The organism is Promicromonospora xylanilytica (genome assembly GCF_054782895.1).
Window position 1 is genome coordinate 15,069 of record NZ_BAAGRP010000014.1, and the last position, 25,017, is coordinate 40,085.

A 25,017-nucleotide genomic window follows, 5' to 3' on the forward strand; every position below is an offset into this window, starting at 1 on the left:
CGCCTGGGTCGGCGCGGTCACACGGCACCGCGTTAGGGTGACGCCGTGCACCAACCCGGGGATCCTGGTCTCGTGCCCGAGCCTGCGTCGATGCAGGTGCCGGGCGGCACGGTGCTGCTCGCGGACGGCGCGCTCGTCACGGCCGACCCCGTGCTGCGGCCGGCCGTGCGCTGGTGGCGGCGGGTCACGGAGGAGGCCTTCGGCCTCGACCTGGTCCCGGGCGTGCCGGACCGTGACTCCGACGTCGTCTTCGTCCGTGCCACCGACCTGTCGGCCGGGGGCTACCGGATCGACGTACGCCCTGCGGCGTCGGGAAGCGCGGCGTCCGGCACCGTGCGCGTCGAGGCCGCTGACCTCGCAGGTGCGCACGCCGCGGCGCAGACACTGCGCCAGCTCGCCGGTCCGGCGGCCTACCGCCGCGCGTCCGCGGCCTACGGGAACCCGCGGGCGGGCCAGGTCGAGCTGCCGGCGGTGCGTATCGAGGACCGTCCCCGTTTCGAGTGGCGCGGCGTGCTGCTCGACGTCGCGCGCCACTTCCTGCCCAAGCACGACGTGCTGCGGTTCATCGACCTCGCCGCGGCTCACCGGCTCAACGTGCTGCAGCTGCACCTGACCGACGACCAGGGCTGGCGCGTGCAGGTCGACCGCTACCCGGAGCTGACCCGGACCGGCGCGTGGCGCAGGGAGTCGACGGTCGGCACCTGGCGCACCGGCGCACGGGACGGCCGCCCGCACGGCGGCTTCTACACGCAGGACGACCTGCGCGAGATCGTGGCGTTCGCCCGCGACCGGGGCATCACCGTGGTCCCGGAGATCGACGTCCCCGGCCACGTCGAGGCGGCGGTCGCCGCCTACCCGGAGCTCGGCACGCGCAAGGACCGCAGCGGGGTCCGCACCACATGGGGCATCAGCCAGGACGTGCTCGACCCGTCCGAGGGCTCCCTCGCGTTCTTCCGGCACGTGCTCGACGAGGTCCTCGACGTCTTCGACGCGCCGTGGATCGCCCTGGGCGGCGACGAGGTGCCGCCCACCCTGTGGCGCGAGTCGCCCCACATCGTCGAGCGCGCCCGTGCGCTGGGACTGGTCGGGGCCGACGGCGCCCCGGACGTCGCACGGCTGCACGGCTGGTTCGTCGCCCGCCTCGCCCAGCACGTGTCCGACGCCGGCCGCCGCGCCGTCGTCTGGGACGAGGCGATGTCGCCCCTGCTCCCGCGCGACGCGATCGTGACGTCCTGGCGCGGCTACGCGCAGGGTGCGGCGGCGCTCGAGAGCGGGCACGACGTGGTCATGGCACCCGAGCAGGCCGTCTACCTCGACCATCGAGCGGGCGAGCACCCGGCGGAGCCGATCCCGGTCGGCTTCCTGCGGACCGTCGAGGACGTGTACGGCTTCGAGCCGCTGCCCGCCCCGCTGGCCCCGACCGGCGCGCCCGGCCGGCTGCTCGGCACGCAGGCGCAGGTCTGGACCGAGCACCTCGACAGCGCGCGGCGCGTCGACTACGCGACCTATCCCCGGCTGGCGGCGTTCGCGGAGGTCGCCTGGTCGCCGCGGGCCGACCGTGCGCCCGGTTCGACCGCGTCGAAGGAGTTCCTGGACCGCCTCGAACGGCGCCACCTGCCCCGGCTCGACGCGTACGGCGTCGAGTACCGGCCGCTCGCCGGGCCGCACCCCTGGCAGACCCGGCCAGGCGTCCAGGGCTACCCGCGCGACCTGGCGGCGGAGACCGCCGTCGGCGGCTGGGCCGGGATCGGCGGCTGGCGCGAGGACGGCGGCGCGGAGAACCGGCCCACCCGAGCCACCGCCCTCGACCCCGAGACCCCGGAGAGTGACGCATGACCGGCACGATCCTGATCCGTGGCGCCCGCGTGCCGCAGCCCGACGGCACCCTGTCCGACCCGGTCGACCTGCACGTCGCCCGCGGCAGGGTCGCCGCGATCACCCGCCCCGGCGAGCGGCCCGCCGTCGGGCAGGACGCCCTCGCGCACGACGACACGACCCTCGACGGGCGGGGTCGCGTCGCGATGCCGGGGTTCGTCGACGCGCACACGCACGCGGAGGCCGCGGTCTTCGATCCGGACGTGCAGCTCGCGGTGCTGCGCCAGGGGATCACCACCGTCGTGACGGGGCAGGACGGCGTCTCCTTCGCCCCCAGCGACCGCGCGACCTACGACTGGGCGAGCACGTACTTCGCCGCCGTCGACGGGGCACACCCGACGTTCACCGGCGGCTCCGTGGGCGAGCTGCTGAGCACGTACCACCGCACGGTCCCCGTGAACGTCGCCTACCTCGCCCCGCACGGCACCCTGCGGTACCGGATCCTGGGGGCGGCGCAGCGTCCGGCGTCGGACGAGGAGGTGGCGGCCATGGTCGGCCTGCTGGAGCAGGCCCTCGACGACGGCGCCTGCGGGTTCTCGACCGGTCTCGAGTACGTGCCCGCCGCCTACGCCGACGAGCGCGAGCTCGTGGCGCTCGCGAAGGCCGCGGCCGTGCGGGGCCTGCCGCACGTGAGCCACATGCGCGGGTACGAGGACCGGGGCGTCGAGGCGCTCGACGAGCTGATGCGGGTCGCGCGCGCCTCCGGCGTCGCGACGCACGTGTCCCACCTGCACGGACCGGCGGCGGACCTGCTGGAGCGGGTCGAGGCAGCCCGCGCCGGGGGCCACGACCTGACCTACGACTCCTACCCGTACCTGCGCGGATGCTCGATCCTGTCCATGGTCACCCTGCCGCCGTGGCTGCCGCTCGCCGACGCCGCCGCGACCATCGACGCCCTGCGGGACCCCGCCACGGCCGCGCGGCTGGACGAGCACTTCGCCGGCCTGACCGCGCTGTGGCCGCGCATCACCTTCGCGTCCGTCCCCGGCATGGAGTGGGCGGAGGGCCTGACCCTGCCCGACGTCGCCGCCCGGCTGGGGCGCTCGGCCCCCGACACGGTGGTCGAGGTGCTCACCACCACCGCGCTCCGCGCGAGCTGCGTGTTCGCGCAGCCGCCGACCAACTCGCCGCAGTCCGTCCGCGCGCTCGCGGGGCACGAGGCGCACGTGGTGGGCTCGGACTCCATCTACTGGGGCGGGCGCCCGCACCCGCGGGGTTGGGGAACCTTCGCCCGGATGCTCGACGAGCACGTGCGGCGCGGGTCGTGGACCTGGTGGGACGCGGCCGAGCACCTGTCGGCCCGTGCCGCACGACGGTTCGCGCTGGCGGACCGCGGGCGGATCGTGCCGGGCGCGGTCGCCGACATCGTGCTCGTCGATCCCGGGACGGTCCGCGACGACGCGACGTACGAGGAGCCGCGCACGCCGGCGTCGGGCATCGACGACGTGCTCGTCGCCGGGGTTCCGGTGCTCGCCGCCGGCCGGCTCACCGGTGCGACGCCGGGGCGCGGCCTGCGCCCTGCGGTCACCGGTCCCGCGGCCCGCACGGCGGACTGACGGCCGGCACGTGCACGCGAGGCGGGTGACACGGCAGGATGTGGGTGTGCTGCGCATCGACGACCCCACCTCCACCTGGCCCCTGCTGACCCTCGACGAGGCGGCGCTGGACCACAACATCGCGACCGTGGCGCGCGTGCTCGCCGAGGGCGGTGTGGAGCACGCCCCGCACGTGAAGACGCACATGTCCCGCGAGATCTGGGAGCGGCAGGCCGCCGCCGGAGCCTGGGGCGCCACCGTCGCGACCCCCGCGCAGCTCCGGACGGTGCTCGGCTGGGGCGTACCCGGCGCGGGACGCCGCGTCTTCCTCGCGAACGAGCTGGTCGACCCCCGCGACATCGCCTGGCTCCGCACGGCGCTGACCGACGGCGCCGCGGACGAGGTCTGGGTGTACGTGGACTCCGCACGGGGCGTCGAGCTGCTCGCCGCGGGCTTCGCGGGCGCCGCGCCCCAGGACGCCGCACGGCTCGGCGTGCTCGTCGAGCTCGGCGTACCCGGTGGCCGCACCGGGGTGCGCACCGTGCCCGACGCCGTGGCGCTCGCCGGCCAGGTGCGCGACGCGGGCCTGCGCCTGGTCGGCGTCGCCGGCTACGAGGGTCCGGTGGCGGGCGGCACCAGCGACGACGAGCTGGCCGCCGTCGGCCGGTGGTGCGACGGGCTGCGCGAGGCGGCGGCGGAGATCGCCGGGCTCGTGACCGGCCCGGTCGTGGTGAGCGCGGGCGGCAGCGCGTTCGCCGACGTCGTCACCCGGCGTCTGACCGTCCCCGTCCAGGACGCGACGGGTGCTTCCGTGCCGACACGCGCGGTGGTGCGTTCCGGCGCCTACGTGACCCACGACCACGGGCACTACCTGCGCACCGACCCCTGGACGCGCCTCGGCGCCCCGGCGCTGCGCCCCGCGATCACCGTCTGGGCCGCGGTGCTGTCCGCTCCGGAGCCCGGCCTGGTCATCTGCGGCATGGGGCGCAGGGACGTGTCGTTCGACATCGACCTGCCGACGCCGCTCGTCGTGCGCCCGGCCGACGCCGCGGGCCGCCTGGGTGAGTCCCGCGAGCTGACCGGCGTGCGGGTGACCGCGCTCAACGACCAGCACGCCTACCTCGCCGTCGAGCCCGCGAGCGACGGCGTGCTGCGGCCGGGCGACGTGATCGGGTTCGGCATCTCTCACCCGTGCACCACGTTCGACAAGTACCGCACCGCGCTCGTGACCCGCGGCGACGAGGTCGCCGAGCAGGTCACGCTCGACTTCTGAACCCGCACGACGAGCAAGGAGAACAACTGATGACCGACAAGACCGCCATCTCGACCCCGGACGCCCCCGCGCCGGCGCACACCTTCCACCAGGGTGTACGCAAGGGCCCGTTCGTCCAGGTCTCGGGCCAGGGGCCCACCGACCCGGCGACGGGGGAGTACGTGCACCTCGGGGATGTGGCCGCGCAGACCACGCGCACGCTGGAGAACGTGCGGGCGGTGGTCGAGGCCGGCGGCGCGACGTTCGACGACGTCGTGATGCTGCGGGTCTACCTCCGGGTGCGCGAGGACTTCGCGCTGATGAACGAGGCCTACGGCGAGTTCGTGACGAAGCACTGCCCCAGCGGCGTGCTGCCGAGCCGGACCACGGTCTTCGTGGGCCTGCCGCGCGAGGAGATGACGGTGGAGATCGACGCGCTGGCCATCACCGACTGACTGCACAGGACGGCCTGCGGCCCTGACCCGGCGTACCACGTACGCCGAGTCAGGGCCGCAGGCCGTCCTGTGCAGTCAGTCGGTGACTGCCGGCTCCGCGACGACCGTCGGGCCGTCCGGCCGGTTCCTGGCGACCTGCCTGCGGACGCCGACGACCACGAGCAGCACCAGCCCGCCGAGCGCCAGCCACGGGATGATCGCGCCGAGCACCAGGACGACCACGTTGAACGTGCTCACCAGGGCGCTCCAGCCCGCGGACAGGCCGCCGAGAAAGCCGCCGGGCTGAGCCTGGGCCGCAGGGCTGCCCTCCGCGACGATCTCGACGTGCAGGGTGGACATGGCCACCTCGTCCGAGAGCCGGCTGCGTTCGGAGATCTTGGAGTCCAGCTCGGCCTGGCGGGTGGCGAGCTCCGCCTCGATCTCGATGAGGTCGGACGTGCGGTCGGCGTCCGCCATGAGCTCGCGCAGGCGGTCGGTCGAGGTGCGGAGCGCGGCGATGCGGGCGTCGAGGTCCTGCGCGGTACCGGTGACGTCCACCGTCTCGACGTGCCGGTCGCGCACCTCGCCGAGCTTGTCGAGCGCGTCCAGCGTCGCCGAGACGCGGTCGGCGGGGATGCGGAGGGTCATCGACGCGCTGCCGGGCTCGTCGTCGGTAGCGGCACGCTCGTCGCGCGCCTCCACGCGGCCGCCGGCCGACTCGACGAGGTCGGCGATCTGCTCGGCCGCGGCGAACGGGTCCTCGACCGCGAGCGTCGCGTTGCCGGTGGTGATGAGCTCCCGGTCGACTGCCTCCTCGGGGGCCTCGGTGAGGCCGACGGTGCCCGCCGCGCCGGTGACCGAGTCCTCGACGGCGCCCGGGGCGACGGCCTCGCTGCGCGCGGCGTCCGCCTCGGCGCCGCCGCCGGACTCGGTCGCGCCGCTTCCGGAGCAGGCTGCGAGGGTGACCGCGAGGGTCGCTCCGACGACCGTTGCCAGGAGACTGTGAGCGAGGTGGCGGGCGGGCGGGCCCACGTCCCCCCTGGCTGACCGGTTGCGCTTCATGGGACGAGCGTATGAGGCCGACGGTGCCGGAACCGGCCCCACCTGAGAACTGTGATCCCTTTGTGAACTTGCGGCCCTCGTGACCCGATTTTTCACCGGTTTTGCGCGGTTTTTGATCACGCTGCGGTCACGCTGTGCCGACCGCGCCGCGGTGGGGCAGTCTCGGGTTCGTCAGGCACGTGAAGTAATCCCGATACGGCGGCAGAGTGCGTTCGAAGTCAGGGCAAGGTGACCCACGTAACAGTCTTGTTACGGGTCATACCCGGCGATGGACAACGACTCTGTTAAGGAGGTCTACTAACAAACATGGCGACGACGACAGAACGCAACGGCACCGGGCGAGGGCTCGGCGCACGGCTGCGCGCGACGTCCAAGGTGCTCCCCGAGCACGCCAGGGCGCACAACCGGTCCCTGGTGCTGCAGCACCTCTTCCACGAGGGGCCCACCTCCCGGGCCGACCTCGCCCGAGCGACCTCGCTCACCCGCGTCACCATCTCGGACCTGGTCTCGGTGCTCATCACCGAGGGCCTGGTGGAGGAGCTGGGCACGCGGCCCGGCCAGCGCGTCGGCAAGCCGGCGATCCTCGTGGGCCTGCGGGCCGACGCCTACCAGATCGTGGCCGTCGACCTCACGGACTACGGCCGCATGCGCGGCGCCGTCCTCAGCCTCACCGGCGAGATCGTGGTGCGCCGACAGCTCGACATCGACGGCCGCACCGGCGACGAGCTCGTCGACCTGCTCACCCGCTTCGTCCGCCGGCTCGTCGCCGCCGCGACCCATCCCGTGATCGGCGTCGGCGTGGGCTCGCCCGGCATCGTCGGTCTGGACGGCAGGGTGGTCGAGGCGCCCAACCGCGGGTGGTACGACGTGCCGCTCGCCGAGATCCTCGGCGACCGGCTGGGCCTGCCCGTGCACGTCGCGAACGACGCCAACACCGCGGCGCTCGGCGAGTTCACGTACGGCGGTGGTAGCTCCGGCATGCTCGTGGTCACGGTCGGAGCCGGCGTCGGTGCCGGCGTGGTCGTCGACGGCGTGCGGGTGCACGGCCAGGGCGATGCGGCGGGTGAGATCGGCCACGTGACCGTGGTCGACGACGGCGACGCCTGCGCCTGCGGCCGTACCGGCTGCCTCGAGACAGTCCTGTCCGTACCGGCGCTGCGGCGCGCGGTCGAGGGCAGGACCCCAGAAGATTCCGACGCCGCCCTGGCGTCGGCAGGCCGGGTGCTGGGTGTGACCCTCGCCCCGGTCGTCAGCGCGCTCAACCTCACGGAGGTGCTGCTGAGCGGTCCGCGCGACCTGCTCGACGGGCCCCTGCGCGAGGCCGCGCTGAACACCATCCGTCAGCGCACGATGCCGGCCATCAACTCGGGCCTGCAGCTGCGGATGGCCGCGCTCGACGAGGACGTGGTGCTGGCGGGCGCCGCGGTCCTCGTGCTTTCCGCTCAGCTGGGGGTCTCGTGAGCATCAGTGCGCACGTGTCGGCGGCAGGCGTCTCCTCGAGCTCCCGCTCGAGTCATCACCACGCACCGCTTATCAACACCCACCGCGACACAGAGTCGTATCCCGGGAGGAACACACGTGAACAGAAACCGTCTCGTCGGCGCTGCGGCGTCGGCGATCACCCTGACCCTCGCGCTCAGCGCGTGCGGTAACGCGGGCGGAGCCGCGACCGCCGAGGAGACCGGCCCCGGCGAGGTCCGGGTCTGGCTCGTCGGTACCGACACGCCGCCAGAGGCGCGTGACTACCTGAAGAAGACCTTCGAGGAACAGAACGAGGGCAGCACCCTCGTGATCGAGGAGCAGGCCTGGGACGGCCTGGTCGACAAGTACACGACGGCGCTGGCCGGCTCTGACGCTCCCGACGTGGTCGAGATCGGCAACACGCAGGCCGCCGCGTTCACCTCGGCGGGCTACTTCCGCGAGATCACCCCGGACGAGTTCGAGTCCCTGGGCGGCAGCGACCTGCTGCCCGGCTTCGTCGAGGCCGGTGACTGGGAGGGCAAGCACTACGCCCTGCCGTACTACTCGGGCTCGCGCGTGGTCTTCTACTCCAAGCAGGTCCTGGGCGACACCAAGGTGCCGACCACGCTCGACGAGTACGTCGAGACCGCCGTCGACCTGAAGACGGACGAGCTGTCCGGCGTGTACTGGCCCGGCCAGGACTGGTACAACGCGCTGCCCTTCATCTGGGAGAACGGCGGCTACGTGGCCGAGCAGGCCGACGACGGGACCTGGGACGCCGGGTTCTCCTCCGAGGGTGGCCTCGCCGGCCTCGAACAGATCCAGACGATCATGACCGAGGGCAACAACGCCCCGGCCGACGCCAACGAGACCGACCTGCAGGTGCCGTTCTGCGAGGGCAAGGTCGGCTTCCTCTCCGCCCCGAGCTGGATCCAGTGGTCCATCAACGCACCGGAGGAGCCCGAGGACCCCGAGGGCGTCCCGGGCTGCGCCTCCACGTACGGCAAGGACCTCGAGGGCATCGCCCTGCCGGGCAAGGACGGCGGCGCCGCCCAGGTGTTCGCCGGCGGCTCGAACATCGCCGTCGCGCAGAACTCGGCCCGTCCGGACCTCGCGATGAGCGCCTACGAGATCCTGCTCAGCGACGAGTACCAGTCGATCCTCGCCGGAATCGGCCTGTTCCCCGCCAAGACCTCGCTCTTCGAGCAGGTCGACCAGTCGACCTCGATCGGCAAGGCCGCCGCGGAGGCCGCCGCCAACGCCCGGCTCACGCCCGCGTCACCGAAGTGGGCCGACGTCGAGGCCAAGATGATCCTGCAGACCGCCTTCACCAAGATCGCCTCCGGCGAGGACGTGAAGACCGTCGCCGAGAAGCTCGACGCGGACATCGAGGAGATCCTCAACAGCTGACGAGGTCAGCAGAACTTCCCGTCCCGCCCGGTGCAGCCCTTTCAAAGCCCGGGCGGGACGGGACTCCACTGCCCCCTGATGCCCGCAGTCGCTCCTCGAGGGGCTGCCGGGCCGCCTGGCGAGGAAGACAGGACATGAGCTCGACACTTCTCGACACACCGGCGCCGCCGCGCCAAGAGATCCGGCAGAAGCGCCGGCCGCCCTACCTGCCCTGGCTCCTGCTCTCGGCGACGATGATCCTGCTCGGCGTGATGACGGGGTACCCGGTCGTCCGCCTGCTGGTGATGTCGTTCCAGAAGTACGAGCGGGCGCAGCTCATGGGCGTACCCGCCGAGTGGGTGGGCTTCGACAACTACGTGACGGTGCTGACCGACGTCGAGGGCTTCTGGACGGTGCTGGGGCGCAGCTTCGCGCTCATGGTCGTGCTCGTCGTCACCACGATGGTGCTCGGCATGCTCGTGGCACTGCTCATGATCCGCGTCGGCAAGGCCCTGCGCCTCCTGATGTCGGTCGGCCTGCTGCTGGCGTGGGCGATGCCGCAGCTCGCCGCCACGACCGTGTGGAGCTGGGTGTTCGACACCCAGTACGGCGTGGTGAACAACCTGCTCACCGCGATCACGGGAGACCGGTGGTTCGGTCACTCCTGGCTGATCAACCCGTGGTCGTTCTACCTGATCCTCACGTTCATCATCGTGTGGGGCGCCGTGCCGTTCGTCGCCTTCACGCTCTATGCGGGCCTCACCCAGATCCCCGGAGAGGTGATGGAGGCCGCGCAGCTCGACGGCGCGAGCGCGTACCAGCGCTTCCGGCTCATCCAGGTGCCCTACGTGCGCAGCATCATCACGGTGCTCGTGGTGCTGTCGATGATCTGGGACCTGAAGGTCTTCACCCAGGTCTTCGTGCTGCAGGACGTCGGCGGCGACCGCGAGCTGACCAACACCATCGGCGTCTACATCTACCAGACGGGTATGGCACAGGGGCACTACGGCATGGCGAGCGCCATCGGCGTGATCTTCGTGATCGTCATGCTGGCCATCGCGTACCCCTACGTGCGGCGCACCCTGCGGGAGGACGAGCAGTGATCAAGATCCGCAAGCGCCTCGCCGACACGGGCTTCGGCGCCCTGGCGATCGTCGTCTTCGTGTTCTCGGCCTTCCCCGTGTACTGGATGGTCAGCACGTCGTTCCTGCCGAACAACCGCATCCGCGGCGAGGACCTCGCGTTCTTCCCGACCCCGGACGTGTTCACGCTCGACAACTACCGCGCGGCGATGTTCGGCGAGGTGCGGGCGCCGTTCCCGCCGGCCGTGGTCAACTCGATCGGTGTCACGTTCCTCACGCTGGTGATCGCGCTGGTCGTCGGTTTCGTGGCGGCGCTGGCCCTGACCCGGTTCTCCTTCAAGGGGCGCCGTACGTTCATCGTGCTGATCCTGGTTGTCCAGATGATCCCCGGAGAGGCGATGATCATCTCGCTGTTCCGGATCATCGACGGCTGGCAGCTGCTGAACACGATCATCGGCCTGACGCTCGTGTACGCGGCCGGCGTGCTGCCGTTCACCATCTGGACGCTGCGCGGATTCGTCAACGGTGTGCCCAAGGAGCTGGAGGAGGCGGCGATGATCGACGGCTGTTCCCGGGCCGGTGCCTTCTGGCGTGTCACCTTCCCGCTGCTCGCCCCTGGCCTCGTGGCGACGGGTGTGTTCGCCTTCATCCAGGCGTGGAACGAGTTCGTCATGGCGCTGGTGGTCATGCAGCGGCCCGAGGCGATGACGCTGCCGCTCTGGTTGCGTACGTTCCTCCAGGCCACGCAGGCCACCAACTGGGGTGCGGTCATGGCGGGGTCGGTGCTCATCGCGATCCCGGCCGTGATCTTCTTCCTGATCGTCCAGGGTCGGATGACAGGCGGTCTGGTGTCCGGTGCGGTGAAGGGCTGATGGGCAGCAAGTCCGGTACGGGCACGCCCCACGAGGGCGGGCCCGGTGAGCGAGAGGTCGGGATGGGAAAGGTCGGCAAGCGGAAGGGGAGTGCCCGGTCCGAGGACGGGCGGGGGCCCGCGTACACGGTCGGCCTCGACATCGGCGGGACCAAGATCCTCGGCGCGCTCCTCGATCCGGAGGGCGCGGTGGTCGGCACGGTGCGCCGGACCACCGTGCACGGCGCCGACGGGCTGGTGGCGGGTGCCGCGCAGGCGGTCCGCGAAGTCGTCGCGTCGGGAGGCGTGGGGCTCGCGGACGTGGTCGGCGTGGGGCTGGGGATCCCCGGCATCGTCGACCATCGCTCCGGCACGGTGAAGCACGCGGTCAACCTTGGTGTGCACGACGACGAGCTCCCGCTCGCCGAGCTGCTGTCGGCCGAGCTGGACGGCGTGCCCGTGGTGGTCGAGAACGACCTCAACGTGGCCGCCGTCGGCGCGGCGCACGTGCTCGAGCGCGCGGGCGGTACCCAGGACCACGAGGACCTGGCGTTCCTGGCGCTCGGCACGGGGCTCGCGTCCGGACTGGTGCTCGACGGCGAGCTGCGCCGCGGTGCGAGCGGCGCGGCGGGGGAGATCGGGCACATCCCGGTGGACCCGCTCGGGCCGGAGTGCCCGTGCGGGCAGCGCGGCTGCCTGGAGCGGTTCGCGTCGGGCAAGGCGCTGGAGGCGGCGTGGCCGTCCCGGCACGGCAAGCCGGCGCCGGTGGAGCTGTTCGAGGCGGCCCGCGGGGGCGACCAGGAGGCGATAGCGGTGAAGGACCGGTTCGCCGACGCCACGGCCTCGGCGGTACGGCTGCTCGTCCTGACCACCGACGTGCGCCACGTGGTGCTCGGCGGTGGCGTGGCGCAGCTCGGCACGGAGCTGCTGGACGCCGTGCAGGACGCGCTGCGGGAACAGGCGAAGGTGTCGCCGTTCCTGGGGTCGCTCAGGCTGGCGGAGCGGGTGCAGCTCGCGCCCACGCAGGTTCCGGTCGCGGCGGTGGGCGCCGCGGTGCTCGGGAGGAGGGTCTGATGGAGGTCGTGATCGCTCCGGCGCAGGAGCTCGCGCGGCTGGCGGCCGATGCCGTCGAGGTACTGCTCGGGACCACGCCCGACGCGGTGCTGGGGCTGGCCACGGGATCGTCACCGCTGGCGGTGTACGACGAGCTGGCCCGCCGCCACACCGAGCAGGGCCTGTCGTTCGCGCGGGCGAGGGCGTTCATGCTCGACGAGTACGTCGGCCTTCGTGAGGACCACCCCGAGCGGTACCGCAACGTGATCGAGAAGGAGTTCACCTCCCGCGTCGACCTCGCGCCCGGGGCGGTGCAGGGCCCGGACGGCCTCGCGGACGACCTGCCGGCGGCGTGCGCCGCGTACGAGGCCGCGATCACGGACGCCGGCGGTGTGGACCTGCAGCTGCTCGGCATCGGCACCGACGGGCACATCGCGTTCAACGAGCCCGGGTCCTCGCTCGCGTCACGCACCCGGATCAAGACCCTGACCAAGCAGACCCGGCAGGACAACGCACGGTTCTTCGGCGGATCGGTCGAGCAGGTGCCCCGGCACTGCCTGACCCAGGGCCTGGCCACGATCATGTCGGCGCGCCACCTCGTGCTGCTCGCGTCCGGGCGTGCGAAGGCCGAGGCCGTGCACCAGCTCGTGGAGGGCCCGATCTCCGCGATGTGGCCCGCGACGATCATGCAGACCCACCCGCACGCGACCGTGCTGGTCGACGACGCGGCCGCCTCCCGCCTCCAGCTCGCCGACTACTACCGCCAGACCTACGCCGACAAACCCGACTGGCAAGGCCTGTGACCCCCGGCCGGCAAGACACGCCCACCCGTCAGAGGTAGTTCCCCGCCACCGGCGCGGGCTTCCACCGGCCCGACGTCGCCACGTCGGCGACCCGGTCGGTCGTCAGCCCCTCGGGCCCGTGCTCGAGGATCGAGCGGCGGGCGACCTCGCGCAGGTCCGCGCCCGTGGCGCCGTCCAGGTACGAGGCCACCTGGGCGACGTCGACCGGGGCGCCCGGCGGGAGGAAGAGCCGCAGGATCTCCGTGCGCCCCGCCTGGTCGGGCGGCGGCACCTCGATGATGGTGTCGAAGCGGCCGGGCCGCTTGACCGCCGGGTCGAGGGAGTCGGGGTCGTTCGTGGTGGCGACCGTCAGCACGTCGTCCGAGCTGCGGGTGCCGTCGAGGGCGTCGAGGAACTCGGCGAACGAGGTCTCGCCGCGCGAGCCCTTCGACGCGACCGAGTCGATCTCCTCCAGGACCACCAGGCAGGGGCCCAGGCCGCGGATCTCCTCGTACAGCTCGGTCATCCAGGTGCGCAGCACCTCCGCGGTGACCAGCACGACCGTGAGCGGTCCCGCGAGCTCCGTGGCGATCACCCGCGTGAGCTTCGTCTTGCCGACCCCGGGCCGGCCCGCGAGCAGCAGCCCCCGTGACGTCGTGTGGCCGAGGGCACGCAGGGCCTCGCGGCGCGTGGTGACGCTGGAGCAGAACAGGTCGACCTCGTGCCACAGGTCCGGCGGCAGCACGACGTCGCCCCGCACCTGCACGGTGTGCTTGACCGGGGTCAGCTCCACCGACCCGCTGGGCGCCCGCGCGGACAGGACACCGCCCCGGTACGGGTGGTCGGTCTCCAGCGTGCGGGTCAGGTCCGCGAGGACCCGCTCGGCGAGCGCCAGGCCGCCGGGCGGCGCGAAGGCGGTGACCGTGGGCGTCCCGTAGCGGTAGGCCACCTCGACGGCGACGGGTGTCTCGTACGCCGTCCCGGCAGGGAAGAGGACCGTGGCGACGGCGGGCACGCTCACGGAGGTGCCGTTGCCGAGGTCGAGGGCGGCCCGCTGCGGGGCACCGCCCGGGCCGAACACCGCGACGTCGTCCGGGTGCCGCTCGACCCAGCGCTGGAGCGCGTAGGCGTGCAGCCGCTGCAGGGTGCGCGACATGTCGCGCGAGACGTTGACCAGAGCGCTCTCGTCGACGTCCCACCGGCGGGCGAGCCACTCGCTCGACGAGCGGGGTTCCTTCGGGCGTTCCGGTATGGGGCGGCCGAGCATGGCGGCCACGGCGGCCACGGCACGGCGTGCGGACTCGTCGTTGTCGCCGAAGTCGGGCCAGACGGGCTCGGGCGGGCCGGCCGGGAGGTCGCGGGCCAGGTCGTCGGCCAGGCCGTCGGCCAGGTGGTCGGAGAGGGTCGTGGACAGGGAGTCGGCGAGGTCGGCCGGGGAGACGGCGCCGTCGTCGGGCAGGGTGAGGCTCCTCTCGGGGTGGGGATGTGACATGCGTCAGTTATATCTGTGGTCACCGACACCCCCGCAAGGCATTCCGCGCCCTGGTCCCGGAATGACGCCCTGGGCGGTGCCGGGGAGCAGGTCCAGGGCGTGTCCCGCCGAAGTGGCTGTCGGTGGGCCCGCGTAGACTTCTCGGCATGACCGAACCACTCTCGAACCCGCAGGACGAGCCCAGTACGCAGGGCGGTACGAGCGTCCTCGAGCGCGAGGAGACCCGGGACGAGACGGAACCCGGAGATCACGAGCGTTTTGCGCACTATGTGCGCAAGGAGAAGATCATGCAGTCCGCGATGAGCGGCAAGCCCGTGATCGCGCTCTGCGGCAAGGTCTGGGTGCCGGGCCGGGACCCGAAGAAGTTCCCGGTCTGTCCCCGGTGCAAGGAGATCTACGAGGGTCTCCGGGAACCGCAGGACGGCGGCGAGGGCGACTCCTCCAAGTGACGAGCCAGCCGCAGCAGCTGCCCCACACACCGTCGTCTGCGGCCGCTTCGTCGCTCAGCCCTGCCTTTCCGCGCCGCGCCCCCTGGGGCACGGCGTCGAGTCTGCGCGCCTGGCAGGCGGAGGCCCTGGAGCTGTACCGCGAGAAGAACCCGCGGGACTTCCTGGCCGTCGCCACCCCTGGCGCGGGCAAGACGACGTTCGCGCTTCGCATCGCCACGGAGCTCCTCGAGCAGGGCGTGGTCCGGCGGGTCACGGTCGTGGCGCCCACCGAGCACCTGAAGACGCAGTGGGCCGACGCCGCCGCGCGCGTCGGCATCCGCATCGACCCCCACTTCAAGAACGCGCAGGGCCGCCACGGCTCGCACTACGACGGGGTCGCTCTGACGTACGCGCAGGTCGCCGCCAAGCCGGCGCTGCACCGCGCTCGCACCGAGGCCGCCCGCACCCTGGTGATCCTCGACGAGGTCCACCACGGTGGCGACGCCCTGAGCTGGGGCGACGCCGTCCGCGAGGCCTTCGAGGTGGCGGACCGCAGGCTGGCGCTGACCGGTACCCCGTTCCGTAGCGACACGTCCGCCATCCCGTTCGTGGAGTACGAGGCCGACCGCGAGGGCATCCGCCGGTCGAAGGCCGACTACACCTACGGCTACGGCGAGGCGCTGCGCGACCACGTGGTCCGACCCGTCCTGTTCATGTCCTACGCCGGCGACATGCGCTGGCGCACCAAGACGGGCGACGAGGTCAGCGCCCGGCTCGGCGAGGCCATGACCAAGGACATGACCGGCCAGGCGTGGCGCACCGCGCTCGACCCGGAGGGGCAGTGGATCCCGTCGGTGCTCGCGGCGGCGGACAAGCGGCTCGCCGAGGTGCGCCGCACGGTGCCCGACGCGGGTGGCCTGGTCATCGCCACCGACCAGGACAACGCGCGCGCCTACGCCGCCCACCTGCAGGAGATCACGGGCAAGCGCCCCACGGTCGTCCTGTCCGACGACGAGGGCGCTTCCGGCCGCATCGAGGAGTTCGCGCAGGGCGACGACCGGTGGATGGTCGCCGTGCGCATGGTGTCGGAGGGTGTGGACGTGCCGCGCCTCGCCGTGGGCGTCTACGCGACCAGCGCATCCACGCCGCTGTACTTCGCCCAGGCGATCGGCCGGTTCGTGCGAGCCAGGAAGCGGGGCGAGACAGCATCGATCTTCCTGCCCAGCGTCGCGCCGCTGCTGAACCTGGCGAACTCGATGGAGCAGGAACGCGACCACGCGCTCGACCGTCCGCGCACCGCCGAGGAGCAGGGCATCGAGTACGACCCGGAGGCCGCGCTCGTCGCGGAGGCCAACAAGGAGGAGAAGGCGTCGAGCGAGCTGCTGGGCTCGTTCCAGGCGCTGGACGCCCAGGCCACGTTCGACCGCGTCCTCTTCGACGGCGGCGAGTTCGGCACGAGTGCCGATCCCGGCTCGGCGGAGGAGCTCGACTTCCTCGGCCTGCCCGGGCTGCTGGAGCCGGACCAGGTGGCCACCCTCCTGCGGCAGCGCCAGGCGGACCACCTCAAGGCCCGCGGGGGAGCGCCGTCGGCGCGCGACGTGGAGAACGAACGGTCGGAGCAGGAGCACCGCCGCGCGACCGAGCTGCGCAAGGAGCTGTCCAAGCTCGTGTCGGCCTGGGCGAAGCGCAGCGGACAGCCGCACGGCATGGTCCACACCGAGCTGCGCCGCACGTGCGGCGGGCCCGAGGTGCCGCTCGCGACCGCCGACCAGCTCGCGGCACGCGTGGCCCAGGTCCGGCGTTGGTTCGTCGGGCAGAAGTAGTCCGGACCGAGCACGCCAAGAGGAGCACGACGATCCGCATGTTGAGACAAGAGGCTGCCATGACCCTGTTCACGCCACTCGGGTGGCCATACTGGCCTACCGTGAGTGCATGACCGACGAGCTCCGGGGCATCGGCGCCTCGCTCACAGACTCGTGGCCTGCGTTCGACAACGGTGTCGAAGAACCGCAGCCGCTCCCCGCAGCACCCCTGCCGGCGGTGCGTCCGTCGGTCGCGCTCCTGACCGACCGCTATGAGCTGACCATGCTCCAGGCGGCCCTGGCGGACGGCACGGCCCACCGGCACTGCGTGTTCGAGGTGTTCACCCGGCGCCTTCCACCGGGGCGCCGCTATGGCGTCCTCGCGGGCACCGGTCGCGTCCTGGAAGCGCTGCCACACTTCGTCTTCGAGGACGCGGAGCTGGCGTACCTCGAGGAGAACGGCGTCGTGGACCGCCGGACGCTCGACTACCTCGCGAACTACCGGTTCTCCGGCACCATCCAGGGCTACGCCGAGGGCGAGGTGTTCTTCCCCGGCTCGCCGGTGCTGCAGGTCGAGGGCACGTTCGCGGAGGCGGTGCTGCTGGAGACGCTGATCCTGTCGATCCTGAACTACGACTCGGCGGTGGCCTCGGCCGCGTCGCGCATGACGAGCGCGGCCGGCGGCCGGCCGGTGCTGGAGATGGGTTCGCGCAGGGCGAGCGAGCAGGCCGCCGTCGCGGCGGCCCGCGCCGCCGTGATCGGGGGCTTCGCCGGCACGTCGAACCTCGAGGCAGGCATGCGGTACGGGCTGGACACCATCGGCACCGCCGCGCACTCGTTCACGCTGCTGCACGACACGGAGCGGGACGCCTTCGCCTCGCAGGTCGCCTCGCTGGGTTCCGGTACGACGCTGCTGGTCGACACGTACGACGTGCGGCAGGGCGTGGCGACCGCCGTCGAGGTGGCGGGGACCGGGCTGGGTGCCGTGCGGCTCGACTCCGGAGACCTCGGCGGCCTGGCGCAGGAGGTGCGCAAGCAGCTCGACGAGCTCGGTGCCGCGGACACGAAGATCGTGGTGACGTCCGACCTCGACGAGTACGCGATAGCCTCCCTGGCCGCCGCCCCGGTGGACGTGTACGGCGTGGGGACGTCGGTGGTGACCGGTTCGGGCGCCCCGACCTGCGGCATGGTCTACAAGCTGGTCGCGCGGGCCGACTCGACGGGCGTGCTGCAGCCGGTGGCCAAGGCGTCGGCGAACAAGGCGTCGGTCGGTGGCCGCAAGGCCGCCGCGCGGCGGTACGGCCGGGACGGGCACGCCATCGAGGAGATCATGGTGACCGGCCCGGACGCGGCGGTGGCCGAGTGGACCCCGCAGAGCGACGACCTGCGCCCGCTGCTCGCGCCGATGGTCGTGGACGGCGCCGTCGACTCGCGCTGGGTGGGCCCCTACGGGGTGGCGAACGCGGCGGTCAACCACGGCATGGTGCGCGCGGAGCTCCCGCGCGGCGCGCGGCGGTTGTCCGACGGTGACCCTGCCATTCCGACGGTCGACCTCCGGCTGGACGACCTCCTCGATTGACGCAGGTCACAGCCCGGCGACAACTTCGCGAAGATCTCGGACAGGGGTGTCCAGGGGAGGGTCCAAACCGCCTACAGTGAGACTTGTGACTTCTTCCCCACCGCCGCTGCTCACACCCATGGGGTCAGCCGGGACGGCCGTCGAGGAGGACACCGAGGCGGACCTCGCCGCGGGGGTCGCCGACCCGTGGGTGACGATCGTCTGGAACGACCCGGTGAACCTCATGTCGTACGTGACGTACGTCTTCGAGAGCTACTTCGGGTATCCGCGCGTGAAGGCGGAGCGGCTCATGACCCAGGTGCACGAGAACGGTCGAGCAGTCGTGTCCAGCGGCGGACGCGAACGCATGGAGGTGGACGTGCAGGCGATGCACGGGTTCGGTCTGTGGGCGACGCTGCAGGAGTCGGGCGCGCGAGGAGCGGCATGACGCCGTTCCGCGCCATGCGGCGGGGCTACGAGGCCAGGTTCGAGCCGGTGGAGCGGGTCGTCCTGGCCCGGGTGGCGCGCGACGTCGCGGAGATGCTCCGCGAGGAGGCGGGCCTCGACCTGTTCCCCGACGACGGGGAGCTCGGCTTCTCGACGCACCACGGCCCCGGCAAGGGGCAGGCGTGGGCCAACGGCCTGCTCGCCCCCGACGAGCTGACCGACGCCGACCTGGCACGGCTCACCGGCGTGACGGGTGTCGGACGCGTCCCGACGGACCCTGCGGCGCGGCGGCTCCTGCCGGACGCGAGCAAGGTCGACGCGGAGATGGCCGACGAGTTCCGCCGGCTCACGCAGAACGACGTGGCGCAGGCGAAGGTGGACCGGCTCGAGGCGTTCGCGGCACTGCTCGACCTGCCGACCGGGGAGGACGCGCCGTCGCCCCTGGGCAGGCACGGCGCTCCGCCGCCGGTCCGGGTGCCGCGCGAGGACGCCGAGCAGTTCGCCGGGGCCCTCACCGACGTGCGGCTCGTGATCGCGGAACGCCTGGGACTGAAGTCGGACGACCAGGTCATGCAGCTCACCGACGAGATCATGTGGGACAGGCAGGCCGGCCGCGAGATCCCCGTGGCGACCGACGGGCGCGCGGCCCGGCGCTTCTGGTCCGGGGTGTTCGTCGCGGCGGGCTACGCGCAGGAGACCCTGATGGACGTGATGCTCGGGGAACTGAGAGGGCGGCGTCCGCCAGGCCCGCCCGTTGGGTCCGAGTGACGCCGATCAAACCGCTGACCTGCCGCAACGTGTCGTGCGTCACGCGTGGCACGGCTCACGAGCAAGGGTGACCCTGCGTTGTCGTCGCTAGGCTTCACCCCGTGAACGACGCGCCCATCGGGATCTTCGACTCCGGCCTCGGCGGCCTCACGGTCGCGCGGGCCATCCTTGATCAGCTCCCCAACGAGCGGGTCAGGTATCTCGGCGACACCGTGAACAGCCCGTACGGGCCCAAGCCGATCGCGGCCGTGCGCGCCATGGCGCTGGACGCCATGGACCGCCTCGTGGCCGACGGCGTGAAGATGCTGGTCATCGCGTGCAACACGGCGTCGGCGGCGATGATGCGCGACGCCCGTGAACGGTACACGCAGCGCCACGGCATCCCGGTGGTCGAGGTCATCCTGCCGGCGGCCCGCGCCGCGGTGACCGCCACGCGCTCGGGCCGGATCGGCGTCATCGGCACCCGTGCCACCGTGCAGTCGCGTGCGTACGACGACGCCTTTCACGTCACTCCAGGCCTGACGATCACCAGCCAGGCCTGCCCGGAGTTCGTCCGCTTCGTGGAGGAGGGCCGGACGTCCGGCCCGGAGGTGCAGAAGTTCGCGCACGAGTACCTCGACCCGGTCCGGGCGGCCGGGGTCGACACGCTGGTGCTGGGCTGCACGCACTACCCGTTGCTCGCGGGCGCCATCTCCTACGTCATGGGCGAGGAGGTCACCCTGGTGTCCAGCGCCGACGAGACCGCGAAGGACGTGTACCGCACCCTGCTCGCCCACGACCTGGAGCGGGCGCCCGACGCGGGTGTCCCCGAGCACCGGTTCCTGACCACCGGCGATCCCGCGCCCTTCGGGCAGCTCGCCGGCCGGTTCCTCGGCCCAGAGGTGTCCCTGGTGGAGGCCGTCTGATGCGCCTGATCCCGGTCGGGGTCTCCGGGTCGTTCCCCGGGCCCGCGACGCCCGCCTCGTCGTACGTGGTCCGGGTCCCGGCCGCCGAGGCGGCAGCTGCGGGCCACGAGGCGCGTGACTGGAACGTGCTGCTCGACCTCGGCAACGGCGCGTTCGGCGCGCTGCAGCGGCTCATGGACCCCATGGAGCTCGACGCCGTGTCGGTCTCGCACCTGCACCCCGACCACTGCGCCGACCTCTCCGGGCTGTACGTGTACCTGCGGTACCACCCCGAGCGCGGCTCGCTGCGGACCGGCCCACGGGACACGCCCCTGCCGGTCTTCGGTCCGTCGACGGCGCAGCGGCACGTCGCGCTGTCCTACGGGCTGAGCGACGGGGAGTCCATGGAGAACGACTTCGACTTCCGCTCGTGGGCCGAGTACCCGTCGGTGACGGTCGGGCCGCTGACCATCGAGCCGCACCGGGTGTTCCACCCCGTCGAGACGTACGGCGTGCGTGTGACCGGCCCGTCGGCGTCGGGCGGCACGGCGACCCTCGCGTACACGGGGGACACCGACGCGTGCGAGTCCGTCGTGGAGCTGGCGCGTGACGTGGACCTGCTGCTCAGCGAGGCGGCCTTCCTCGAGGGGCGCGACGACGCCGTCGAGCCGGGCATCCACCTCACCGGCCGTCGCGCTGGCCAGGTGGCGACCGACGCCGGTGCGCGCCGCCTGCTGCTCACGCACCTGCCCGTGTGGAACGATCCCGCCGACTCGCTGGCGGAGGCACGCCAGACGTTCGCCGGCCCGGTCGACGTCGCGGAGCCGGGCACGGTCTACGAGCTCTGACGTGTCGGACGCCGCGCGACTCGTGCGTCCGAGCACGGCGGGCGGTCGTTAGGGTGGTCGCATGACCTCCAGCACCGACAGCATCGTCCGCGCCGACGGGCGCGCCACCGACCAGCTCCGCCCCGTGAAGATCACCCGAGGGTGGCTCGACGAGTCCGAGGGGTCCGTGCTCGTGGAGTTCGGGCGCACGCGTGTGCTGTGCGTCGCGTCGTTCACCGAGGGCGTGCCGCGATGGCGCAAGGGCTCCGGCGAGGGGTGGGTCACCGCCGAGTACGCGATGCTGCCGCGTGCCACCAACGAGCGCAGCGCGCGCGAGTCGGTCAAGGGCAAGATCGGCGGCCGCACGCACGAGATCTCGCGGCTCATCGGCCGGTCGCTGCGCGCCGTCGTCGACATGAGCGCGCTCGGTGAGAACTCGATCGTGCTGGACTGCGACGTGCTCCAGGCCGACGGCGGTACCCGCACCGCGGCGATCACCGGGGCCTACGTGGCGCTCGTGGACGCGATCGCGTGGGGCCGCAGGCACGGGCACATCAAGGGCGGCAAGCAGGTGCTCGCCGACTCCGTGGCCGCCGTTTCGGTCGGCATCATCGACGGCACGCCGATGCTCGACCTGCCCTACGTCGAGGACGTGCGCGCCGAGACCGACATGAACGTGGTGGTCACGGGCGCCGGCAAGTTCATCGAGGTGCAGGGCACCGCCGAGCACGCGCCGTTCGACCGGGCGGAGCTCGACTCGCTGCTCGACCTCGCGGTGGGCGGCACGGCCGAGCTCGCCAAGATCCAGCAGGAAGCGCTCGCGCGGGAGATCGGGTGACCGCCAGGATCGTCCTCGCGACGCACAACAGCAAGAAGGTGGGCGAGCTCCGGGCGATCCTCGCCGCGGCGGGCCTCGAGCTGCCCGACGGCGGCCTGGTCACCTCGGCGGAGGTCGGGGCGCCCGAGCCGGTCGAGGACGGCGTGACGTTCGCCGAGAACGCGCTCATCAAGGCCCGCGCGGTGTGCGCGGCGACCGGGCTGCCCGCCGTCGCCGACGACTCGGGGCTTGCGGTGGACGTGCTGGGCGGGGCGCCGGGGATCTTCTCGGCGCGCTGGGCCGGCAAGCACGGGGACGACGCCGCGAACCTCGACCTGCTGCTCGGACAGCTCGGGGACGTGCGGCCGGAGTACCGCCAGGCCGGGTTCGTGTGTGCTGCCGCGCTGGTCACACCCGACGGGCGCGAGGAGGTGCGGACCGGCGAGATGCGGGGCGTGCTGGCGACCGCGCCGCGCGGGAGCAACGGGTTCGGCTACGACCCGATCCTCGTTCCGGACGAGTCGGCGCCGGGTGCGGAGGCCGGTGACGGTGCCGGGCGCGACGGCGGCCGCCGTCGGACCGCGGCGGAGCTGGACCCGGAGGAGAAGAACGCGATCTCGCACCGGGGCAAGGCGTTCCGTGCGCTGGCGCCGGTGATCCTCGAGGTGCTGGGCTCGCGCTGAGCCCTCAGGCGGCGCCGTGCGCCCGGCCGCGGCGCAGGGCTGCCACCACGCCGCGCCAGCCGAGCATCGTCAGGGCCAGGAACAGGGCCGTGACCAGGGCGAACGTCCAGGCCAGCCCCTGACCGGAGACGCCGCGCAGCGCCAGGCCGCCGAGTACGGTCACGAGCCAGACGACCACGCCGGTCGGCCAGGGGCGGGCCGGGTGGCGCCAGGCCCTGGTCAGCGCCCAGCCGAGCGCGGCGGCCAGCGCGAACGGCCACACGACGCGGCCGAGGGCGGCGAGCATCGACCCGTCGTGCGACGCGATGCCGACGACCGCGAAGACCAGGACACAGGCGGCGTCGGCCGCGACGGCGGGCCAGACGGGGACTCGGGTGGTACTCACCAGCGCATCTTAGGCACCGTCCGGTGCCAGGGCCGGGAGCAGGTCCAGGTAGTCCGCGAAGGCCGCCCTCACCTCGTCCGGCGCCAGCCCGTACCGCTCCAGGGAGTACTGGTGCGGGGAGCGCTGCCGCGGCGCCTCGCGGGCCGCGGCCAGGTTCGCCTCGTCCGGGGCGCCCCACCGCGCGCCGAGCCGCTCGAACAGCTCGGGCAGCGCGGTGCCCGGCTCGCCGGTGAGGCGTTCGTAGGGCAGGTCGAGCACCACGTCGGGGCCCAGCTCGGTGCGCTGGGCCAGGGCGCCGGACACCCCGGTGGACATGATCGACAGCCACTTCCTGCCGGTGTCGGCCAGGTCCACGGCGGCCGGGTGCCGGTGCAGTCGCTCGGCGGCCTCCGCGAGGGAGCACAGCGACGCGAGCGCCACCTCGGGGGCGCGGTGCGTCCACACGAAGCGGGCGTCGGGGAACACGTCGCGGATCGCGGACAGGTGGAAGAGGTTGGCCGGGTGCTTCAGCACCCACCGGCGGGCGGGGCGCCGGTACGAGAGCACCTGGAGCGCGTCCCGCAGGAACCGGTAGTCGGGCCGGTGGTCGAAGGTCCGCAGGCGTTCGACGTAGTCGGGCACGGGGACGGCGGAGGCGTGCAGCTCGGAGTGGGCCCTGATGAAGGTGTCCTCCTCCTCGGCCTCCGCGTAGAGCGGGTGGATGGTGTCCCACGTAGGGCTGAGCCGCGACACCATGGCGTACTTCTTGCGGGTGCGCCGGATCAGGTCCGCCTCGGTGCCGCTGTCGACGGCGAGGCCCAGGTGGGTCATCTCCCAGAGCTTGGGGCCGCGGTGGGCGGGCGACCGGGACAGCAGGTTGTAGGTGAGGGTGGTGCCGGTGCGGGGCATGCCCACCACGAAGACGGGCGCCTGGACCGGCTCGTCGGCGAGCTCGGGATGCCGGGCGTGCAGGTCGCCCACCACCGCGCGGTTCCGGATGCGGGAGTCCACCAGCGCCTGCCCGGCCATCCAGCCGAGCGGGCTCAGGCCGGCGAACCCGGCGAAGGCGCGCAGCACCAGCCGCAGGTGGTCGAGGTCGGCCGCGTACTCGGCGCTCAGGGGTGCGCGCCGCCGCGTGGCGCGCGCGACCATGCGGTCGAACACGGCGTCGGGGTCCTTGCGGGTACGCGTACCCGGGGTGAGGAGCAGGTTGGTCAGGCGCAGGGCAGGCGTGGTCCGGGACACGTCTTCTCCTCGGGACGGCAGGGTCGGGCTCGGCAGGCAGAACTGCCTCATATCATCCCTTACAGGGCATTACGGGACGAGGAAAACCGGTGCTTCGCCCCGACGGACCACGCGGTCAGACGCCCAGCCGGCGGCGCAGCTCCCTCGCCTGCCTGCGGGAGACCTCGACCCGGCTGCGCTGCCGGTCGTTCATGACCACCACGAGAGCGCCCTTGAAGTCCGGCACCAGCTCGCGCACATGGTTCAGGTTCACCAGGTACGACCGGTGCGCGCGAAAGAAGTGCCCGTGCAGCCGCCGCTCCAGCTCGTTCAGGGAAAAGGTGACCAGCAGCCGCTCGTCGGCCAGCTTGAGATAGGAGTAGCCGCGCGCGGCGCTCGCGTACACGATCGCCGACTGGTCCACCAGCACGGTGCGGCCGTCGCGCTGCACCGGGACCCGCGCGAGCGGCTCCGGCCCTGTCGGCTCGTCCGCGCGCCGCCCGTTCGCCCCGGCGTTCGACGTACCGCCCGGCCCCGCCGGGCTGCCGGCCGCCGTGACGCCGGTCTGGGGATCGTCGGCACCGGCGTGCTCGAGCGCACGCTCCACCGCCCGGCACAGGCGATCGGCGTCGAACGGCTTGACCAGGTAGTCCGCCGCGTCGAGGTCGAAGGCCTCGACGGCGTGGTCCGGGTAGGCGGTGGTGAAGATGACCTGGGGCGGATGCGGCAGATCGCGCAGCGCCGCGGCGACCTCGAGGCCGCTGCCGCCCGGCATCCGGATGTCCAGCAGCACCAGGTCGTACGGCAGGGACCGCAGGAGCAGGAGGGCCTCCTCGCCGTTCGCGGCCTCACCGACCACCTGGACCTGGCCGAGCTCCTCGAGCAGGAAGCGCAGCTCGGTACGGGCCGGTGCCTCGTCGTCGACGATCAGGGCGCGGGGGCGCATGC

At 72.7% G+C, this 25,017-nt stretch carries 24 protein-coding genes; 19 read left to right on the forward strand and 5 right to left on the reverse strand.

Annotated features, from left to right (window positions below):
• Positions 1-72 precede the first annotated feature (72 nt).
• The 4 genes from ACYVK7_RS14375 to ACYVK7_RS14390 are packed head-to-tail and all read left to right on the forward strand — an operon-like array spanning position 73 to position 5,117.
• Complete coding sequence (locus tag ACYVK7_RS14375) at positions 73-1,836, forward strand: beta-N-acetylhexosaminidase (RefSeq protein ID WP_460888406.1); 1,764 nt, start codon at positions 73-75, stop codon at positions 1,834-1,836.
• The gene (locus ACYVK7_RS14380; RefSeq protein ID WP_460888407.1) at positions 1,833-3,431 is read left to right on the forward strand and encodes an N-acyl-D-amino-acid deacylase family protein; all 1,599 of its coding nucleotides are present in this window, start codon (positions 1,833-1,835) and stop codon (positions 3,429-3,431) included. Before ACYVK7_RS14375 ends, ACYVK7_RS14380 begins: the two co-directional genes overlap by 4 nt.
• Before the next feature lie 46 nt (positions 3,432-3,477).
• Complete coding sequence (locus ACYVK7_RS14385) at positions 3,478-4,683, forward strand: alanine racemase (RefSeq protein ID WP_460888408.1); 1,206 nt, start codon at positions 3,478-3,480, stop codon at positions 4,681-4,683.
• 29 nt (positions 4,684-4,712) lie between these two features.
• Positions 4,713-5,117, forward strand: a complete 405-nt coding sequence (locus tag ACYVK7_RS14390) for a RidA family protein (protein WP_460888409.1) — start codon at positions 4,713-4,715, stop codon at positions 5,115-5,117.
• A 75-nt stretch (positions 5,118-5,192) separates the two neighbouring features.
• On the opposite strand, the gene ACYVK7_RS14395 is transcribed toward ACYVK7_RS14390, so the two are convergent.
• Positions 5,193-6,158, reverse strand: coding sequence for a DUF4349 domain-containing protein (locus ACYVK7_RS14395; RefSeq protein WP_460888410.1), 966 nt, complete (start codon positions 6,156-6,158; stop codon positions 5,193-5,195).
• 306 nt (positions 6,159-6,464) lie between these two features.
• On the opposite strand from ACYVK7_RS14395, the gene ACYVK7_RS14400 reads away from it, so the two are divergent.
• The 6 genes from ACYVK7_RS14400 (at position 6,465) to nagB (ending at position 12,796) form a co-directional block, all read left to right on the forward strand.
• The gene (locus ACYVK7_RS14400; RefSeq protein WP_460888411.1) at positions 6,465-7,619 is read left to right on the forward strand and encodes an ROK family transcriptional regulator; all 1,155 of its coding nucleotides are present in this window, start codon (positions 6,465-6,467) and stop codon (positions 7,617-7,619) included.
• 117 nt (positions 7,620-7,736) lie between these two features.
• Positions 7,737-9,029, forward strand: a complete 1,293-nt coding sequence (locus ACYVK7_RS14405; RefSeq protein ID WP_460888412.1) for an extracellular solute-binding protein — start codon at positions 7,737-7,739, stop codon at positions 9,027-9,029.
• A gap of 134 nt (positions 9,030-9,163) precedes the next feature.
• Positions 9,164-10,111: a carbohydrate ABC transporter permease gene (locus ACYVK7_RS14410; protein ID WP_460888413.1), complete on the forward strand. Its 948-nt coding sequence runs from the start codon at positions 9,164-9,166 to the stop codon at positions 10,109-10,111.
• Positions 10,108-10,962: a carbohydrate ABC transporter permease gene (locus tag ACYVK7_RS14415; RefSeq protein ID WP_460888414.1), complete on the forward strand. Its 855-nt coding sequence runs from the start codon at positions 10,108-10,110 to the stop codon at positions 10,960-10,962. The genes ACYVK7_RS14410 and ACYVK7_RS14415 overlap by 4 nt, the downstream gene beginning before the upstream one ends.
• Positions 10,962-12,014 (forward strand): ROK family protein, encoded by a 1,053-nt coding sequence (locus ACYVK7_RS14420; RefSeq protein WP_460888415.1) that lies wholly within the window; start codon positions 10,962-10,964, stop codon positions 12,012-12,014. The genes ACYVK7_RS14415 and ACYVK7_RS14420 overlap by 1 nt, the downstream gene beginning before the upstream one ends.
• Entirely contained in the window at positions 12,014-12,796 is a 783-nt protein-coding gene (gene nagB / locus ACYVK7_RS14425; protein ID WP_460888416.1) for a glucosamine-6-phosphate deaminase, read from the forward strand. The genes ACYVK7_RS14420 and nagB overlap by 1 nt, the downstream gene beginning before the upstream one ends.
• Before the next feature lie 28 nt (positions 12,797-12,824).
• Here nagB and ACYVK7_RS14430 read toward each other — a convergent pair whose 3' ends face one another.
• Positions 12,825-14,267 carry an AAA family ATPase gene (locus ACYVK7_RS14430; RefSeq protein WP_460888417.1) on the reverse strand — a complete coding sequence of 481 codons (1,443 nt, stop codon included), beginning with the start codon at positions 14,265-14,267 and terminating at the stop codon, positions 12,825-12,827.
• Between the two features lie 146 nt (positions 14,268-14,413).
• Here ACYVK7_RS14430 and ACYVK7_RS14435 point away from each other — a divergent pair, with 146 nt between their 5' ends.
• From ACYVK7_RS14435 to ACYVK7_RS14475, 9 genes are all read left to right on the forward strand, one after another.
• A complete protein-coding gene (locus ACYVK7_RS14435; protein WP_377188831.1) occupies positions 14,414-14,716 on the forward strand; it encodes a DUF3039 domain-containing protein in 303 nt (100 codons plus the stop codon).
• Positions 14,713-16,518, forward strand: coding sequence for a DEAD/DEAH box helicase (locus ACYVK7_RS14440; RefSeq protein ID WP_460888418.1), 1,806 nt, complete (start codon positions 14,713-14,715; stop codon positions 16,516-16,518). Before ACYVK7_RS14435 ends, ACYVK7_RS14440 begins: the two co-directional genes overlap by 4 nt.
• 109 nt (positions 16,519-16,627) lie before the next feature.
• Complete coding sequence (locus ACYVK7_RS14445; protein WP_460888419.1) at positions 16,628-18,076, forward strand: nicotinate phosphoribosyltransferase; 1,449 nt, start codon at positions 16,628-16,630, stop codon at positions 18,074-18,076.
• Between the two features lie 118 nt (positions 18,077-18,194).
• The gene (gene clpS, locus ACYVK7_RS14450) at positions 18,195-18,503 is read left to right on the forward strand and encodes an ATP-dependent Clp protease adapter ClpS (protein ID WP_460888492.1); all 309 of its coding nucleotides are present in this window, start codon (positions 18,195-18,197) and stop codon (positions 18,501-18,503) included.
• Positions 18,500-19,270, forward strand: coding sequence for a DUF2017 family protein (locus tag ACYVK7_RS14455; protein WP_460888420.1), 771 nt, complete (start codon positions 18,500-18,502; stop codon positions 19,268-19,270). Before clpS ends, ACYVK7_RS14455 begins: the two co-directional genes overlap by 4 nt.
• Positions 19,271-19,371: 101 nt before the next feature.
• A complete protein-coding gene (murI, locus tag ACYVK7_RS14460; RefSeq protein WP_460888421.1) occupies positions 19,372-20,175 on the forward strand; it encodes a glutamate racemase in 804 nt (267 codons plus the stop codon).
• Positions 20,175-21,002 (forward strand): MBL fold metallo-hydrolase, encoded by an 828-nt coding sequence (locus tag ACYVK7_RS14465; RefSeq protein WP_460888422.1) that lies wholly within the window; start codon positions 20,175-20,177, stop codon positions 21,000-21,002. Before murI ends, ACYVK7_RS14465 begins: the two co-directional genes overlap by 1 nt.
• Before the next feature lie 61 nt (positions 21,003-21,063).
• On the forward strand, positions 21,064-21,819 hold the full coding sequence (gene rph / locus ACYVK7_RS14470; RefSeq protein WP_460888423.1) for a ribonuclease PH: 756 nt from the start codon (positions 21,064-21,066) through the stop codon (positions 21,817-21,819).
• The gene (locus ACYVK7_RS14475) at positions 21,816-22,481 is read left to right on the forward strand and encodes a non-canonical purine NTP pyrophosphatase (protein WP_460888424.1); all 666 of its coding nucleotides are present in this window, start codon (positions 21,816-21,818) and stop codon (positions 22,479-22,481) included. Before rph ends, ACYVK7_RS14475 begins: the two co-directional genes overlap by 4 nt.
• Before the next feature lie 4 nt (positions 22,482-22,485).
• Here ACYVK7_RS14475 and ACYVK7_RS14480 read toward each other — a convergent pair whose 3' ends face one another.
• The 3 genes from ACYVK7_RS14480 to ACYVK7_RS14490 form a co-directional block, all read right to left on the reverse strand.
• Entirely contained in the window at positions 22,486-22,866 is a 381-nt protein-coding gene (locus ACYVK7_RS14480) for a DUF3054 domain-containing protein (protein WP_460888425.1), read from the reverse strand.
• 9 nt (positions 22,867-22,875) lie between these two features.
• The gene (locus ACYVK7_RS14485) at positions 22,876-24,090 is read right to left on the reverse strand and encodes a sulfotransferase family protein (RefSeq protein ID WP_460888426.1); all 1,215 of its coding nucleotides are present in this window, start codon (positions 24,088-24,090) and stop codon (positions 22,876-22,878) included.
• 115 nt (positions 24,091-24,205) lie between these two features.
• Entirely contained in the window at positions 24,206-25,015 is an 810-nt protein-coding gene (locus ACYVK7_RS14490; RefSeq protein ID WP_460888427.1) for a LytR/AlgR family response regulator transcription factor, read from the reverse strand.
• Positions 25,016-25,017: the final 2 nt, after the last annotated feature.